Here is a 16,301-nt window from a genome sequence, read left to right as displayed (position 1 = left end):
GCAGCAGGACAGCCCTTCTGTCGGGGAAGACGCCCGATTCTTACAGCGGCCGGCGACGCGGACGGGCAGGCACCGGCTCGTCCCCGCCGATCGTGGGGATCAGCGTGTCGCCGCCAAAGGCGGTCGAGGGCCCGTCCCCCCAGAGCTGCAGCGCATTGCGCTGGAAGCGGTCGCGGAAGTTCTTGCGGGTGAAGAGCTTGTGCTGCGCCTCGGGCGGCAGGTCGGTGATGCAGATGATGTTGCGCGCCACCAGCACATCGACCAGATCCTCGAGCACCCGGATCAGCCCGGCGTCCAGGCTGGCGAAGGCCGCTTCGGTGGCGGACTCGCCCAGCAGCTCGGCCAGCTCCGGGTGATCGGCCGGCACCGCCTCGCTGCCGGGTTGCGGATCGCGGTGCACGCTGACGATGCGACCGCTGGCGTCGCGCAGGATGTGGGGCATGGCAGGGAACCTCTCTGCCCCGCGCTATCGGCCGGGCGCCGCCCGGGCTGAAGCGCCGCTCAGGCGCTCACAGCTCGCCGTAGGAGTGCAGGCCCGACAGGAACATGTTGACGCCGAGGAAGGCGAAGGTCGTCACCACCAGGCCGACCAGCGACCACCAGGCCGCGACCTGGCCGCGCAGGCCCTTGACCAGGCGCATGTGCAGCCACGAGGCATAGTTCAGCCAGACGATCAGCGCCCAGGTTTCCTTGGGGTCCCAGCTCCAGTAGCCGCCCCAGGCTTCCGCAGCCCAGAACGCACCCAGGATGGTGGCGATGGTGAAGAAGGCAAAGCCCAGCGCGATGGCGCGGTACATCACGTCGTCGAGCACCTCGGGCGCCGGGGTGCGGGCGCCGATCACGCCGCGGGCGACGATGGTGAAGGCGAACAGCGCCAGGCAGCCGCCCAGCATGCGCATCGTCTTGAGCAGCGCCTGCGAGATCTCCGGCGACACGCCGCCGAAGGCCCAGAAGCCCGCCAGCACCAGCAGCACCGCACCCGGCACGCCCACCAGGCCGAGCCACAGCGAGCGCGGCGGCGCGGTCTTGACCAGATAGGCCAGCGCGACCATCGCCGCCAGCGCGAAGGTGCCGTAGCCGACGAAGTTGGCCGGCACATGGATCTTCATCCACCAGCTCTGCAGCGCCGGTACCAGCGGCTGGATCTCGTGCGCACCGCGCGAAACGGTGTACCAGAGCAGGAAGCCGACCGCCGCGCTGACGATCAGCATCACGAAGCCGCCCAGCGAGCGGGTGGCGTAGTGGCGCTCGTAGTAGAGGTAGATCAGCGTCGTCATCCAGACGAACAGCACGAACACCTCGTACAGATTGCTGACCGGGATGTGGCCGATGTCCGGGCCGATCTGATGGCTCTCGAACCAGCGCACGAAGGTGCCGATCAGCGCCATCACCACCGAACCCCAGGCCAGCCAGGAGCCGATGCGCTGCGCCGCGTCGCTGCCCGAGAGCAGGCCGGCCCAGTAGGCGATCGTGCTCATGAAGACCAGCACGCTCATCCAGAGAATCGCGCTCTGGCTGGAGAGCATGTACTTCAGCAGGAAGACCTGCTCGGCGGCGGCCAGGTCGGCGCCGAAGGCGTCGGTCTGGCGCAGATAGAGCGAGATCGCCATCAGCGAGGCGGCGCCCACGCCCAGGCTGAGCGTGCGCAGCGGCCCCCAGAACCAGCCCAGCGCGATCAGGCTGGGCACCGCACCGATCAGGATGCCCTCCTCGTAGCCGTTCATCGCCGCGCCGTAGCGCTGCCAGACGAAGACCGCGCCGCCCAGCAGCAGCAGCGCGAACAGCCAGTCGTAGAGGCTGCGCGAACCGAAGTAGGACGCACGGCCGAGCTGCAGCGTCGTCGTCGTGGTCGTCGGGGACGCGGTGGTGGTGTTCATGGCGGCGGCGGGGGAGGCAGAGGGATCAGGGCTTCAGCATCCTCGACGCCAGCGCGTCGAAGTCCTTGTCGTTGTCCAGCGACTGGCGGGTGGCCGACAGCGCCATCGTCACCGTGGTGCGCGTCGCGTCGGCCGGTCCTTCGATCCAGATCCACAGCCGGCGTTCCCGGATGTAGAGCATCGCGAACACGCCGATGATCAGCAGCACGCAGCCGGCATAGACCAGGGTCTTGCCCGGCGCGCGGGTGAGCTGGAAGACGCTGGCCTGGATCTGCTCGAAGCCGGTCAGGCTCAGCACCACCGGCGCCGGGTAGGCGAAGGAGTCCGACAGCGACAGCACCGCCTGGCCCATGAAGCGCTGGGTGGCGTTGCCGGGCTGCAGCGGCGCGTGGCCGGCGCGCTCGCGCACCAGATTGGTCAGCTCGAACAGGCCGCCGTTGAGGATGCGGATCAGCACCTCGGAGGTGCGGGCGCGGTCGGCCTCGGGCACCGAGTCCTCGATGAAGTCCTGCAGCGCCTGCAGGCCGGCGCTGGGTGCCGCCTGGCGCACCACCTCGTCGCCGGCATAGAGCGTCAGCGCCCGCAGCACCGAGGTCTCGAGCTGGCTGGCCAGCTCGGGCTTGCCGTCCGGTGCGGCCTGGCGCACATAGCGGCGCGCCGCCTCGGCCCGGCTGGCCGGATCGGCCAGCGCGGCGCGCAGGCCCATCCAGTCGTCCATCGTGCCGCGTTCGTCGGCCGGAATGCGCAGATAGCGGAAGGGCTGGTCGGGCGTGTCGCGCACGCCGACCAGGAAGACGGACAGACCGTCCAGATCGACCGGCAGCATGTAGTTGCTGTACTCGCGGGCCTGGCCGGCGGCATCGCGCAGCTTGTAGACCACCGAAGGGCCGACATTGCGCAGCTGCTTGTCGCCCGACGGCCGCGCGCCCGAGCCGAGATGCTGGCCGAGCGAGTCGACCAGGTCCACCTTGCGCACATCGGCACCGGAGGCCGAGGGCGCCTCGGCGGCCATGTTCTCGACGTTGATGACCCGCAGGCCGGTGAACTCGAGCTGGAAGCTGTTCTTCGCGTCGGCACCGCTGCTCAGCGTGGTCACGCCGCCGACCTCGCCCTTGACCTCGAAGGGCGCACCGGGGCGGCCCATCGGCCGGCCCAGCAGCGTCAGCTTCGAGCCGCCGTCCTCGAAGCTGGACTGGTAGATCGCGATGCCCTTGTGGATGAAGGGCTCGTTGACCTTGATCTTGGCCTCGGTCTTCGTGCCGTCGGCATCGTGCACCACGATGTCGCTGGCGAAGAGCTTGGGCATGCCGGTGTCGTAGTACTCGACCACGAACTTCTTCAGCTCGATGCTGAAGGGCAGATCCTGCAGCACGATGCCGCGGCTCAGGTTGATGACCGCGGTGCCGGCGGTGGCGCCCTCGGGCACGTAGAGATTGCCGCGGAAGGTCGGATTGGACGGCGACAGGCGGTGCTCGGCCGGCACGTCGCGGATCATGCCGCCGCCCTCGAACGGCGTCTTGCCCAGCAGCGCCATCTGCGCGCGCACGATCAGGTCGCCGTCGAACAGGCCGCCGATGCAGATCAGCACGATCGCGCCATGCGCGGCGATGTAGCCCAGCTTGTTGGTCGCGCCCTGACGGGCCGCCACCATCACGCCGCGCTCGCGCATCTGCGCCTTGCCGCTCCAGCCTGCGCCCGACAGCAGCTCCTGCACCCGGGCCAGCGCCTGATCGCGGTTGAGCGACAGCTCACCTCGCGCCTTGTGCGGAAAGGCCTGCAGCGCGCTCTCGCGGATGCCCTCCTTCGTCGTGCGCAGGTCGGCGAGGATCTTCGGCGTGTTGCGCGCGATGCACAGGCTGGTCGACAGCACCAGGAAGGCCAGGATCACCAGGAACCAGCCGGCGCTGTAGACCGCGTACAGCCCGAGCCGGCCGAACACGTCGGCCCAGAACGGCCCGAACTGGTTCACATAGTTGACCGGCGGCTGGTGCTGCTGGATGACGGTGCCGATCACCGAGGCGATGCAGATGATCGTGAGCAGCGCGATGGCGAAGCGCATCGACGACAGCAGCTCGACGCTCTCCCGCAGCCAGCGCGAGCCGCGACCGATCTCGAGGCCGGCGGTGGAGGAGGAGGATGAGGCGGACATGGCGGACCGGATTATGCGAACAGGGACTGAAGACAGTGTAAAGATGCACAAAGGCCGGTCTGGGACCGGCCTTTTTGATCTTTGTCAATCGGCGCCGGAGATGGAATCTCCGGCAAGCCGCCCGCCTCAGTGCAGGCCGGAGATGTAGTCGGCAACCGCCTTGATCTCGCGGTCGTTCATCTTCGCGGCCACGCCGGTCATCACCGCGTTGTTCTTGCGCACGCCGTCGCGGAAGCCCTTGAGCTGCAGCTCGGTGTAGTCCGAGTGCTGGCCCGACAGGCGCGGGTACTGGGCCGGGATGCCGGCGCCGCTCGGGCTGTGGCAGCCGGCGCAGGCGGGCACCTGACGGTCGGCGATGCCGCCGCGGTAGATCTTCTCGCCCAGCGCGACCAGCTCCTTGTTGCGCGCCGCGCCCGGCTTGGGCTGCTTGCTGGCGTAGAAGGCGGCGACGTTCTTCATGTCCTCGTCGCTCAGCGGCGTGGCCATGCCCTTCATGATCGCGTTGTCGCGCTTGCCGGACTTGAACTCCTGCAGCTGCTTGACCAGGTACTCGGGGTGCTGGCCCTGGATGATCGGGTTGGCGGCCGAGCCGCGCGAGCCGTCCGCGGTATGGCAGGCGCTGCACACTTGGGTGGCGATGGCCTCGCCCTTCACCAGATCGGCCTTCGCGGCAGGCTTGGACTCGGAAGCGGCAAGCGGGGTGGCCATGGCGGCTGCCGCAAGCAGAGCAAGAAGCGACTTGAAGTGCGATTTCATGATGAAGCGGCCCCGTGGGCTGGCGGGAGGGTGACAGACGTGAAACCGGACGATTTTACAATGCCGGCGATGAGCCTCACCACCACACCACCCCCGGGTGGCGCCGACGCCACGCGCGCGGCACTCGCCTGGACCCACACGGCCCGTTTCCTGACGACGGCCAGCCGTCTGGACCAGCTGCCGGCCCATGAACTGCCCGAGATCGCCTTCGTCGGACGCTCCAACGCCGGCAAGTCGACCGCGATCAACACCCTGGCGCAGCAGCGCCAGCTCGCCTTCGCGTCCAAGACGCCCGGACGCACCCAGCACATCAACCTGTTCGAGGTCGGACCGCGCGAGATGCCGCAGGCGCTGTGGGCCGACCTGCCCGGCTACGGCTACGCGGCGGTGGCCCGCGCCTCCAAGCTGCGCTGGCAGGAGGTGATGGCCGACTATCTGCGGGTGCGGCGCAACCTCGCCGGCGTGGTGCAGATGGTGGACTCGCGCCACGGCTTCACCGATCTGGACCGGCAGCTGCTGAGCTTCGTGGCCCCCCGGGTGGTCAACGGCGAGGTCAAGCTGCTGGTGCTGCTGACCAAGGCCGACAAGCTCAACCGCAAGGAGCAGGCCGAATCGCTGCGCCGCGCGCAGGAGGTGCTGGGCGAGGTCTCGACCGAGGAATCCGACATCGGCATCACGCTGTTCTCCGCGCTGAAGCGCCAGGGCGTCGGCGACGCCGCCGAGATCCTGCAGCACTGGGCGCTCGGTGCGATGGTGCTGCCGGACTTCACTCCGCCCCCCGCCGAGCCCGACGATGAGCCTGCCGCCGGCCCCGCCTGAGTCCGATCCGCCCGGCCCGGGCACGCCGACGCGCCCGGGCCGGCTGCAGATGGCCGACATCGCCCGCATCGCGGGCGTGTCGGTGGCCACCGTGTCGCGCGCGCTCAACGGCAGCACCGAGGTCGGCGCCGCCACCCGCCAGCGCATCACCGAGCTGGCGCGCTCGCTGAACTACACCATCAACATCAGCGCGAAGAACCTGCGGCTGCGCCACAACCGCACCGTCGCGGTCGTCATCCCGTACGACCGGCAGACGCGGCTGCATGTCTCCGACCCCTTCTTCCTGTCGATGCTGGGCAGCCTGGCCGATGCGCTGACCGATCGCGGCTACGACATGCTGGTGTCGCGCATCGACGCCGACCAGCTCGAGAACGCCTCGCTGTCCTACGACAGCGGCACCGCGCTGGGCATCATCCTGATCGGCCAGTGGCACAGCCACGATCAGCTCAACCGCCTGGCCGACCAGGGCGTGCCGCTGGTGGTCTGGGGCGCGCAGCTGCCGCAGCAGCGCTACTGCTCGGTCGGCGGCGACAACCTCGGCGGCGGCCGCCTGGCCACCCGGCACCTGATCGAACGCGGCTTCCGGCGCTTCGTCTTCCTGGGCGATCCGACCACGCCGGAGTCGGCGCTGCGCCTGCGCGGCCACCAGCAGGAACTGGCCGAGGCCGGACTGGGACCGCAGGCCTGCCGGGTGCTGGCGGTCGGCTTCGACGCGGCGCGCGCGCGCACCGAGGTCGGCCGGCTGCTCGAGCAGGGCGTCGACTTCGATGCGGTGGTGGCCTGCTCCGACGTGCTGGCCACCGCGGTGGTGCCGGTGCTGCGGCTGCACGGCCGCGAGGTGCCGCGCGACGTCGCGGTGGTCGGCTACGACGACATCGAGTGGGCCAGCCACGCCGACCCGCCGCTGACGACGGTGCGCCAGCCGGTGCCGCGCGCCGGCGTCGAGATGGTCGAGGCGCTGCTCGAGCGGGTCGCCGGGCGCGACGCGCCGCCGCGCACGCTGCCGGTCGAGCTGGTGGTGCGCCAGAGCTCGATGCGCTGAACCGGCCACTGCCCGCTCAGGGCCGGCCCAGCCTCAGCGTGATGCCGGCACGCCCCTGCGGCGCCCAGGTCAGACCCAGGTAGAGCGGCCCGATGCCGGTGTCGGCCGCCAGGAAGGCGCTGGTGCCCCAGCGCAGCGGCGTCAGCTGCATCTCGCGCGGCAGGGCCCAGGCATTGCCGGCCTCCAGCGTCATGCCGGCGAAGACGCCGCGGGTCAGCACCGGCCGGCCGGTCAGTCGCACCTGCCAGGTCAGCCGGCCCAGCAGCACCCCGTCGCCGGAGAGCTGGTCGGTCTCGTAGCCGGAGAGCTGGTGGAAGCCGCCGAGCGTGTAGTGCCCCGGCGCGCCGTCGACCTGCGACTGGCGGGCCGCCCGCAGCTTCAGCGTCAGATCGACGGTGTGGCGGCCGCGGCTGGCCACCTCCGCCAGATCGAGCTCGACCCGGTGGAAGCGCCGCTGCGCCTCTTGCAGCACCAGCTCGTCGAGGCGGCGCCGGCCGGTCTGCGCCTCCAGCCGCAGCCGCCAGCCGCTGCGCGGGAAGACCGCATGGTCGAGCTGGTCCATCACCAGGGTGCTGCGCAGCGCCTCCTCGCGGGCATGAAGCGACTGCAGCGCCAGGCTGCCGGTCTCGGTCCGCACGGTGTAGGCGCTTTCCGGCTGGATGCGGAACATCTGCCGCACCAGGCCGATGCGCCATTCGCCCAGCTCGCCCAGCGGCTGGCCCAGATCGATGCCCACGCCCAGGCTGCTGCGCACAGGGTCGCCGAGCACTTCGGGGTCGCGGCCGTCCTCGTCCGGGCCGATCGAGCGGTAGGTGGTCTGCCGGCGCCGGGACAGATCGGTCGAGAGCGCGACGAACCAGTCGCTCGCCGGGCCGCTGCCCGCGCCCAGCGGCACATAGAGTTCGCTGAACCAGCGCGGCACCGAGCCGAGCTGCACCCGGTTGCGCCACTCGCTGCCCGCCTCGTCGAGCCAGTGGCGGTTGTGGCTGAGCTGGATGTTGAACTCGCCCTGGCCGGCGAAGTCGCTCTGCAGCGCCAGACCGAGCCGGAAATAGTTCGGCCCCCAGGGCTTCTCGGCCAGCCGGTAGACCAGGCCGGCGCCGGCGGGCAGGTCCTCGACCCGGTAGTCGACCTGCATGTAGTCGCCGCTGGCGGCCAGCACCCGGCTGTCGCGCTCGGCCTGCTCGACCGAGAAGTCCTGGCCCGGACGCAGCGCCAGCACCGGGGCCAGGCGCTGCGGCTGCGTCAGGTCCTGGCCCTCGAAGCGCACCGAGGCGACCGGCTCGGGCGGATCCTGCGGTCGCGCCTGGGCGCGGCGGTGCGCCTGCCAGTCGGTCTCGTTCAGGCGCAGCGCGGCCAGCTGCGGCAGCATGCGCTCGGCATGCTCGCGTCCGGCCGCCACCAGATCGGCGGCGCGGTCGAAGCTGGCCGAGGTCAGACGGCCCAGCGGCGGCGCGATCAGCAGATCCTGGCGCGGATCGAGCCGCGCCAGCGAGCGCTGCACGTTCTGCTCGGTCAGGATGTTGATCATCTGCGTGGTCACGCCGATGACCGTGCCCAGCGTCTCGCGCCCGGCCAGCGGCGTGCCGATGTTGACCGCGATGATGCGGTCGACCCCCATCGCGCGGGCCACGTCGACCGGCAGGTTGTCGACCAGCCCGCCGTCGCCCAGGATGCGCCCGTCGACCTCGATCGGCGCGAACAGGCCCGGCACCGACATGCTCGCGCGCAGCGCCTGCGCCAGGTCGCCATCGCGGAAGACCACCGCCTCGCCGCTCTCCATGTCGGTGGCGACCGCGCGGAAGGGAATCGGCAGGCCGTCGAAGCTCGGCGCCCGGCGCACCGCCAGCGTGTGGCGGCGCAGCAGCAGCTCGAGCTCGCGGCTCGACACCGAGCCGATCGGCAGCATCGGCTGTCCGCCCAGGCGCTCCAGGCCGACCTCGATCGCCGGGGAGATCTCGAAGTCCTCCTCCTTGCGGCGCTGGCCGAGGCTCTCGCGCGGCAGCCGGGTGGCGAACATCGCGCCCCAGTCGATCGCGCCGAGCTCGCGGCGCATGTCATCGGCGCCCATGCCGCTGGCGTAGAGGCCGCCGATGATCGCGCCCATCGAGGTGCCGGCGATCGCGTCGACCGGGATGCGCTCGCGCTCGAGCACCTCCAGCACGCCCACATGCGCCAGGCCGCGCGCGCCGCCGCCCGACAGCACCAGGCCGATGCGCGCACGCCCGAGCGCCGGCCCGACCAGGGTGTCGACCTCGGGGTCGCCGCCGGGCACGCCCGCTGGCATCTGCGCGTGCACGGCGGAGCTCAGCAGGGCCAGCACGACGCCCAGCAGGCGCGCGCACCAGAATCTTGATCCGCTCATGGGCGCCGATTGTGCCAGCGCCCGAGCCCCCTCGATCAGAGGGAATCGGCGCGAATCCGAGGCATCAGAGGGGTCAGAGGGGTCAGAGCGTGCCGGCGGCGCTGCGGCCGCCACGCCGCTCGCGCAAGGTCTCGCAGCCGATGCAGCGCAGCGCCTGCGGCTGCACCTGCAGCCGCTCGAAGGCGATCGCGGCGCCGCAGTCATCGCACAGGCCGTAGTCGCCCGCCGCGCCGGCCTCCAGGCGCTGCAGCGCCTGGCCGATCGCGGCCAGCTCGAGCCGCTCCTGATCGGTGAAGGCCAGATCGACCTCGCGGTCGGCCGCATGCTCGCGCAGGTCGTCGCTGCCCTGCTGCAGCAGCTCATGCGCATGCTGGGCGCGGCTGGCCCCGCCGGTGTGCAGCGCCAGCGAGTCCAGCAGCGCCTGGCGACGCGCCAGCAGCACCTCGCGCAGCGAACCGCGCTGCGCGGCATCCAGCGCGGCAGCGGCGGAAACGGGGGAAGGGGCAAGCGTGGTCATGGCGTCGGATCTCCTGGACTGCGGCGAGGAACACCCGCCTCGCGACCATCGTCGCACCGTCGCGGTGCGGCCGGACTGATCCCGCTCAAGACCGACGATCTGGCCGACGACGGCACGGTGATCGCCGACATCACGCTCGACACGCTGCGCGCGATCGGCGCTGCCTAGAATCGGGCTCATGCTGAGCCTGCCCGAACCCGCCCCCGCCGGCACGCTGCCGGATGCCTGCGACGTGCTGATCATCGGCGCCGGACCCTCCGGCAGCGCCTGCGCCACGGTGCTGGCCGGCGCGGGGCTGCAGGTCTGCCTGGTCGATCAGCATGACTTCCCGCGCGAGAAGGTCTGCGGCGACGGCCTGATCCCGGACGCGCACGCGGCGCTGGCGCGCCTGGGCCTGCTCGACGAGGTGATGCGCCCTGCGACGCGGGTCAGCCATGTGCGCTGCGTGGCGCCGCGCGGCGGGCAGGTCGACGTGCCCGGCACGCTGGCGGTACTGCCGCGCCGGCAGCTCGATTTCCTGCTGGTGCGGCATGCCGAGCGCGCCGGCGCGCGGCGGGTCACGCCGGTGCGCTTCGATGCGGTGATCGAGCACGGCGGCCGGGTCGTCGGCGCGCGGCTGCGCCAGGGCGACCTGATGCACGAGGTTCGCGCGCGCTGGGTGGTGCTGGCCACCGGCGCCAGCGTCGGGCCGATGCTCGCCACCGGCCTGTGCACCCGGCGCACGCCCAGCGGCATCGCGCTGCGCGGCTATGTGCGCAATCCGGCGCTGGCCGGGCAGCTCGCGACGATGGACGTGGTCTGGGACCGCGCGCTGCGCCCGGGCTACGGCTGGATCTTTCCCTGCGGCGAGGCGACCTGGAACATCGGCGTGGGCGCCTTCTTCCGCCGCGGCGACGACGGCCGCGACCGCGCCGCCGACGCCAACCTGCGCCAGATGTTCGACGACTTCACCCGGGTCTACGCCCCGGCGCGCCGGCTGATGGACGGCGGCGAGCTGCAGGGCGGCCTGAAGGGCGCGCCGCTGCGCTGCACGCTCGAGGGCGCCCGGCACGAGGGCCGCGCCGGCCTGATCGCCACCGGCGAGGCGCTCGGCTCGACCTACGACTTCACCGGCGAGGGCATCGGCAAGGCGCTCGAGACCGGCCTCCTGGCCGCCGACACGCTGCTGGCGGGCGAGCGCGCCGGCCGGGACGAGGCGACGATCCGGCAGGACTACGCGACCCGGCTGGCGGCGCTGAAGCCGAAGTTCGCGCTCTACGAGCGCGCCAACAGCGTCAACCGCCACCCCTGGCTGGCGGATCTGGTGATCTGGCGCGCCCGCCGCAGCCCGCGGCTGCTGCGGCGCATGAGCGGCGTGCTCGACGAGACCGCCAACCCGGGCCATCTGGTGTCGCTGCGCGGCATGCTGAGGCTGCTGACCCGCTGAGCGGATCGCCGGCCCGCACCGCCCCGCCCGATCGCGGGCTCCAGTTTCCGGCGCCACGGCCGATGTCCCGCCAGGGACAGACGGGCCTCGGCCCCGGCATCATGAGCAGCACACCGCACCCGCCCCAGGCCGACGACGCCTGGGAGCGCAGCCTGATCGACATGCACTACGAGGAGTCGCCGCTGACGCTCGGCTCCGGCATGGTCGTGGCCGCGGCCGTCGGTCTGGTGATCCGCGACTCGGTGCCGGGTCTGGCCCTGCCGGCCTGGGTGCTGATGACCGAGCTGGTGATGGCCTCGCGCCTGGCGCTGACCTGGTTCTATCTGCGCGGCGGCGGCCGGCTGCGCTGGCGCAGCCCCATCTGGCGCCGCATCGCGCTGGGGCAGACGGTCTTCAGCGGTCTGGCCTGGGGCGCGCTGGGCCTGTTCTTCGGCCAGAGCGCGGACCCGCTGCACCAGATCGTCATCCTGTTCACGCTGATGGGCGTGTGTGCCGGCAGCGCCGCGCTGACCGGCATGGTCAAGGGCACGCTGCCCATCTTCGGCACGCTCGCGCTCGGGCCGCTGTCGGTGCTGCTGGTGCTGCGCGGCGACGCCGCCCACCTCTTCCTGGGCCTGGCGCTGCTGTGGTACCTGCACCTGGTGATGTTCAAGGGCCCGGGGCGCACCGGTCGGGCGATGCAGGCGCTGCATGACGGCCGGCGCGACCGCGAGCTGCTGGTCAGCCGGCTCGAGGACGCCGAGCGGGTCGGCCGCATGGGCCATGTGCTGTGGGACCACCGCGCGCGCACCGCGACGCTGTCGGCCCATGCACGACGCCAGTTCGGCATCGACAGCGAGACAGTCGGCGACCTGTCGCCGCTGTGGGCACGCGTCGTCGCCAGCGACCGCGGCCGGGTGCAGGCGCTGACCCGCGAAGCCATGCAGCGCGGCGAGGCCGAGCTGCACTTCGACACCCGCATCGACGGCCCCGACGGCCTGCGCGACCTGCGCGTCGTGCACCGCTTCGAGTACGGAGCGGACGGGCGCGCACGCTTCACGATGACGACGACGCAGGACATCACCGAGCTGAAGACCACCCAGCGCGACCTGCACGACCTGGCCTTCCGCGACACGCTGACCGGCCTGATCAACCGCGCCGGCTTCCAGGCGCGGCTGCGCGAGCAGCCGGTCAGCTCGGTGCTGATGCTGGACCTGGACCATTTCAAGAACGTCAACGACACGCTCGGCCATGCCGCCGGCGACCGGCTGCTGGTCGCCGCGGCGCAGCGCCTGCTGCGCTGCCTGCGCGAGCGCGACACGGTGGCGCGCCTGGGCGGCGACGAGTTCGCGGTGCTGACGCACAACGCGCTCGAGCGCGAGACGCTCGAGCGCATCGCCCGGCGCATCGTCGAGGCGCTGTCGCAGCCCTACGAGATCGACGGCCAGCAGGTCTTCGTGTCGGCCAGCATCGGCATCGCCACCGTGGGCGAGGGCCAGACCCTGTCGGAGCCGGAGCTGCTGATGCGCCAGGCCGACACCGCGCTGTTCGAGGCCAAGGCACGCGGCCGCGCACGCCACGAGTTCCACTCGGAATCGCTGTCGGAGCGCGCACGCGAGCGTCTTGCGCTCGAGGCCGACCTGCGCCGCGCGATCGCCGAGGGCCAGTTCGAGATCCACTACCAGCCCAAGGTCGGCCTGGACGACGCGCAAATCGTCGGCGCCGAGGCGCTGCTGCGCTGGAAGCATCCGGAGCGCGGCATGGTGCCGCCCGACCGCTTCATCCCGGTGGCCGAGGACTGCGGCCTGATCGTGCCGATCGGCACCTGGGTGCTGCAGCAGGCCTGCGCCGCCGCGGCCGCCTGGAACCGCGAGCGCCCGCCGGGCGAGCCGCTGCGCATCGCGATCAACCTGTCGCCGCGCCAGTTCATGAACCATGACCTGGTGCAGACGGTGCGCGACGCGCTCGACGCCAGCGCCTGCCGCCCGGAGTGGATCGAGCTGGAGATCACCGAGCGGCTGCTGCTCGACGAGCGCAACCAGGCCGAGGACATTCTCAACGGCCTGCGCGCGCTGGGCCTGACGCTGGCGATCGACGATTTCGGCACCGGCTACTCGGCGCTCGGCTACCTGACGCGCTACCCGATCGGCACGCTGAAGATCGACAAGTCCTTCATGCGCGACATCACCACCCGGCCGGACCGCGCCGGCATCGTGCGCGCGATCATCCTGATGGGCCACAGCCTGAAGCTCGGCCTGGTCGCCGAGGGCGTCGAGACCGAGGAGCAGGCCGCCTTCCTGCGCGAGCAGGGCTGCGAGCTGGCGCAGGGCTGGCTCTACGGCCGCCCGATGCCGCCGCAGGCCTTCGGCGAGCATGTGGCGGCGCAGCGCGAGCCGGTCGTCCCGCTCAGTGCGGCGCCGCTGCAGGCCGCGTGACGATGCGATGCACCAGGTGGAGCTTGCGCACCACCGCCGGCACCAGCACGAAGGGGTAGAAGTCCGGCACGCCCATGCTGCGCGACATCTCGTTGAGCAGCGCGGTCAGCTCGACCCAGGCGTTGACCAGGCGCAGGAACTCCGGGTCCGGCGTCTCCAGCACCTCCGCGCCGAACATCGCGACATCGACCTCGACATCGTCGGCGTCCAGCCCGAAGCTCAGGCCGGTGTCGAGCGCGTCGACCATGTGCAGGTAGTGCGCCCAGGTCTCCGCCCAGTCCTCCCACGGGTGGCTGGCGGCATAGGCGCTGACATGCCACTGCGCCCAGTCCGGTGCCGGACCGAGCCGGTAATGCCGCTCCAGCGCCGCGCCATAGTCGGCGCGCTCGTCGCCGAAGACGGTGCGGAAGGGCCCGATCCAGTCGCTGCCGGCCACCAGCCGGTCCCAGTAGTAATGCCCGACCTCATGGCGCAGATGGCCCAGCAGCGTGCGGTAGGGCTCGCGCAGGCGGGCGCGGATCTGCTCGCGCACCGGGTCGTCGGCCTCGTCGACATTGAGCGTGACGATGCCGCCGGCATGTCCGGTCATGACCGGCTGGCCGTCGACCGGGCGCAGGAAGTCGAAGGCCAGGCCGCGCGCGCCGTCCTCGCCGCCAGCGCCCGCCAGACGTGACTGCACCGGCAGCCCCAGCGCCAGCAGCTGCGACACCAGCCGGCGCTTGGCCAGCTCGATCCGGCCCCAGTCGCGCTGGTTGGCCTCGAAGGTCTGGTCCGGAATGATGCGGTTGAGCCGGCAGGCGATGCAGAAGGCCGGCCGCTCGCCCGCGCCGGTGCGCTCCTCGTCGGGCACCAGCCAGTTGCAGCCGGCCGCCGACACCGCGTTGGCGCAGCGCCGCCAGCGCCGCGCCGCGCGCAGATGCAGCGCCGAGGCCGGCCGCGCCTCCAGCCACAGGCTGGCGTCCTCGCGGTCGGGCTCCAGCGCCAGCAGCGTGCGCCCGGCCGGATCGAAGCCCAGAGCGCGGCCGCAGCTCAGGCAGCCGCTGTTGCGGAAGAACACCGCCGCGCCGCACAGGCAGCGGTAGGCGCGCGGCGTGCGCGGCTGGCGTGGCGTGTGCCAGCGGTCGGCGATCTGCCGTCCCAGCCGGGACAGGAATCCGTCCATCCATCCGTCCATCATCCGCAGGCTCCCCCGGCACTGGAAATCATGTCCGGCATGTTAGTGTCTCGGGCCATGTGTCAGCTGCTCGGCCTCAACGCGAACACCCCGACCGATCTGGTCTTCAGCTTCACCGGCTTCGCCCATCGGGCCGTCGAGCACCGGGACGGTTTCGGCATCGCCTTCTTCGAGGGCGCGGGCCTGCGCCTGTTCGTCGACCACCAGAGCGCGGCCGAGTCGCCGGTGGCGGCGATGATCCGCCACTACCCGATCCGCAGCCGCCACATCGTCACGCACATCCGCAAGGCCACGCAGGGCCGGGTTGCGCTGGAGAACACCCATCCCTTCGTGCGCGAGCTGTGGGGCCGCTACTGGGTCTTCGCGCACAACGGCAACCTGGTCGACTACCGCCCGAAGCTGCACGCCGGCTTCCACCCGGTCGGCGACACCGACAGCGAGCGCGCCTTCTGCTGGCTGATGCAGGAGCTGGCGAAGAACCATGCGCGCATGCCGAGCATTCCCGATCTGACGCAGACGCTGGCGGAACTGGCACCGCAGATCGCCCGCCACGGCACCTTCAACTTCCTGCTCAGCCAGGGCGAGGCGCTGTGGGCGCACTGCACCACCCGGCTGCACTACGTGCTGCGCCGCCACCCCTTCGCCGACGCCCAGCTCCAGGACGCCGACCTGACGGTCGACTTCGCCGAGCACACCACGCCGCAGGACCGCGTCGCCGTCGTGGTGACCGAGCCGCTGACCACCAACGAGGCCTGGGTGGCACTGGCGCCGGGCGAGCTGGCGGTGTTCGTTGACGGAGACCGGCTCCCATGAGCGCCTACCTGCTGCGCCGCCTCTGGCAGATGGTGCCGACGCTCGCCGGCGTGGTGCTGGGCGTGTTCTTCCTGTTCAAGGGCTTCGGCGGCGACCCGGCCGAGATCCTCGCCGGCCTGAACGCCTCGCCCGAGCAGGTCGCGCAGATCCGCGAGCAGCTTGGCCTGAACCGCCCGGTCGTCGAGCAGCTCTGGATCTTCGTCAACCAGATCCTGCACTTCGACTGGGGCCGCAGCTGGGCCACCAACGAGCCGGTCGCGCAGCTCTTCGCCACCCGGCTGCCGGCCACGCTGACGGTGATGACGCCGATCCTGGTGCTCGACGCGCTGCTGGCGATTCCCTTCGCGCTGGCGGTGGCGGCGGTGCGCGGCTCGCTGACCGACCGGGCGATCATGGTGGTCACCACCGTGGCGCTGTCCGTCAGCTTCCTGGTCTACGTCATCGTCGGCCAGTGGCTGTTCGCCTTCCAGCTCGGCTGGTTCCCGGTGCAGGGCTGGACCGACAGCGTCTGGACCAACCTGACGACCTACGCGCCGCTGCCGGTGCTGCTGGCGGTGATGGTGGGCATCTCGCCGCAGATGCGGCTGTACCGCAGCTTCTTCCTCGACGAGATCGGCCAGGACTATGTGCGCACCGCGCGCGCCAAGGGCCTGGGCGAGCGTGCGGTGCTGATGAAGCATGTGCTGCGCAACGCGCTGATCCCGATCCTGACCAATGTGTCGATGCAGCTGCCCGGCATCTTCGTCGGCTCCTTCCTGATCGAGGTCTTCTTCTCGATTCCCGGCATCGGCCGCGAGGTGATGCTGGCGGTCAACCGCAGCGACTACCCCGTCATCCAGGCGGTGACGATCTATCTGGCGGTCATCACGATGCTGATCAACCTGCTCACCGACCTGCTCTACAAGGCGGTCGATCCCCGGGTGACGCTGAAATGAGCGCCCTTCCCGGC

The 16,301-nt window shown here is 71.3% G+C and carries 13 protein-coding genes; 6 read left to right on the top strand and 7 right to left on the bottom strand.

Features of this window, described 5'->3' with window-relative positions:
* Window positions 1–40: 40 nt before the first annotated feature.
* The 4 genes from NFT33_RS05640 to NFT33_RS05625 form a co-directional block, all read right to left on the bottom strand.
* The gene (locus NFT33_RS05640) at window positions 41–442 is read right to left on the bottom strand and encodes a hypothetical protein (protein WP_251673794.1); all 402 of its coding nucleotides are present in this window, start codon (window positions 440–442) and stop codon (window positions 41–43) included.
* A 67-nt stretch (window positions 443–509) separates the two neighbouring features.
* Window positions 510–1,877: a c-type cytochrome biogenesis protein CcsB gene (gene ccsB / locus NFT33_RS05635; RefSeq protein WP_251673791.1), complete on the bottom strand. Its 1,368-nt coding sequence runs from the start codon at window positions 1,875–1,877 to the stop codon at window positions 510–512.
* Between the two features lie 25 nt (window positions 1,878–1,902).
* Window positions 1,903–4,026, bottom strand: coding sequence for a cytochrome c biogenesis protein ResB (locus tag NFT33_RS05630; RefSeq protein WP_251673789.1), 2,124 nt, complete (start codon window positions 4,024–4,026; stop codon window positions 1,903–1,905).
* A 126-nt stretch (window positions 4,027–4,152) separates the two neighbouring features.
* Window positions 4,153–4,734, bottom strand: coding sequence for a c-type cytochrome (locus NFT33_RS05625; RefSeq protein WP_376744128.1), 582 nt, complete (start codon window positions 4,732–4,734; stop codon window positions 4,153–4,155).
* A 117-nt stretch (window positions 4,735–4,851) separates the two neighbouring features.
* Here NFT33_RS05625 and yihA point away from each other — a divergent pair, with 117 nt between their 5' ends.
* Both yihA and NFT33_RS05615 read left to right on the top strand, forming a co-directional pair.
* Window positions 4,852–5,601, top strand: coding sequence for a ribosome biogenesis GTP-binding protein YihA/YsxC (yihA, locus tag NFT33_RS05620; protein WP_251673785.1), 750 nt, complete (start codon window positions 4,852–4,854; stop codon window positions 5,599–5,601).
* Entirely contained in the window at window positions 5,576–6,643 is a 1,068-nt protein-coding gene (locus NFT33_RS05615) for a LacI family DNA-binding transcriptional regulator (RefSeq protein WP_309296118.1), read from the top strand. Before yihA ends, NFT33_RS05615 begins: the two co-directional genes overlap by 26 nt.
* A gap of 16 nt (window positions 6,644–6,659) precedes the next feature.
* Here the strand turns inward: NFT33_RS05615 and NFT33_RS19215 are convergent, their stop codons facing one another.
* Both NFT33_RS19215 and NFT33_RS05595 read right to left on the bottom strand, forming a co-directional pair.
* Complete coding sequence (locus NFT33_RS19215; RefSeq protein ID WP_309296117.1) at window positions 6,660–9,008, bottom strand: patatin-like phospholipase family protein; 2,349 nt, start codon at window positions 9,006–9,008, stop codon at window positions 6,660–6,662.
* A gap of 82 nt (window positions 9,009–9,090) precedes the next feature.
* Complete coding sequence (locus tag NFT33_RS05595) at window positions 9,091–9,525, bottom strand: TraR/DksA family transcriptional regulator (RefSeq protein ID WP_251673782.1); 435 nt, start codon at window positions 9,523–9,525, stop codon at window positions 9,091–9,093.
* 178 nt (window positions 9,526–9,703) lie between these two features.
* Here NFT33_RS05595 and NFT33_RS05590 point away from each other — a divergent pair, with 178 nt between their 5' ends.
* Complete coding sequence (locus NFT33_RS05590) at window positions 9,704–10,951, top strand: NAD(P)/FAD-dependent oxidoreductase (protein ID WP_251673780.1); 1,248 nt, start codon at window positions 9,704–9,706, stop codon at window positions 10,949–10,951.
* A 101-nt stretch (window positions 10,952–11,052) separates the two neighbouring features.
* Complete coding sequence (locus NFT33_RS05585) at window positions 11,053–13,365, top strand: putative bifunctional diguanylate cyclase/phosphodiesterase (RefSeq protein ID WP_251673778.1); 2,313 nt, start codon at window positions 11,053–11,055, stop codon at window positions 13,363–13,365.
* Here NFT33_RS05585 and NFT33_RS05580 read toward each other — a convergent pair.
* On the bottom strand, window positions 13,337–14,527 hold the full coding sequence (locus NFT33_RS05580; protein ID WP_251673776.1) for a zinc-binding metallopeptidase family protein: 1,191 nt from the start codon (window positions 14,525–14,527) through the stop codon (window positions 13,337–13,339). The two genes, NFT33_RS05585 and NFT33_RS05580, sit on opposite strands and share 29 nt — an antisense overlap.
* 69 nt (window positions 14,528–14,596) lie before the next feature.
* On the opposite strand from NFT33_RS05580, the gene NFT33_RS05575 reads away from it, so the two are divergent.
* Both NFT33_RS05575 and NFT33_RS05570 read left to right on the top strand, forming a co-directional pair.
* Complete coding sequence (locus tag NFT33_RS05575; RefSeq protein WP_251673774.1) at window positions 14,597–15,352, top strand: class II glutamine amidotransferase; 756 nt, start codon at window positions 14,597–14,599, stop codon at window positions 15,350–15,352.
* A complete protein-coding gene (locus NFT33_RS05570) occupies window positions 15,349–16,287 on the top strand; it encodes an ABC transporter permease (protein ID WP_251673771.1) in 939 nt (312 codons plus the stop codon). Before NFT33_RS05575 ends, NFT33_RS05570 begins: the two co-directional genes overlap by 4 nt.
* The last annotated feature ends 14 nt before the right edge of the window (window positions 16,288–16,301 follow it).

The sequence above is a fragment of the Sphaerotilus sp. FB-3 genome (assembly GCF_023706025.1).
GTDB classification, from domain to species: Bacteria; Pseudomonadota; Gammaproteobacteria; order Burkholderiales; family Burkholderiaceae_C; genus Sphaerotilus; species Sphaerotilus sulfidivorans.
The sequence above is the reverse complement of the archived record's forward strand: the minus strand, read 5'-3'. Positions and strand labels throughout refer to the sequence as shown.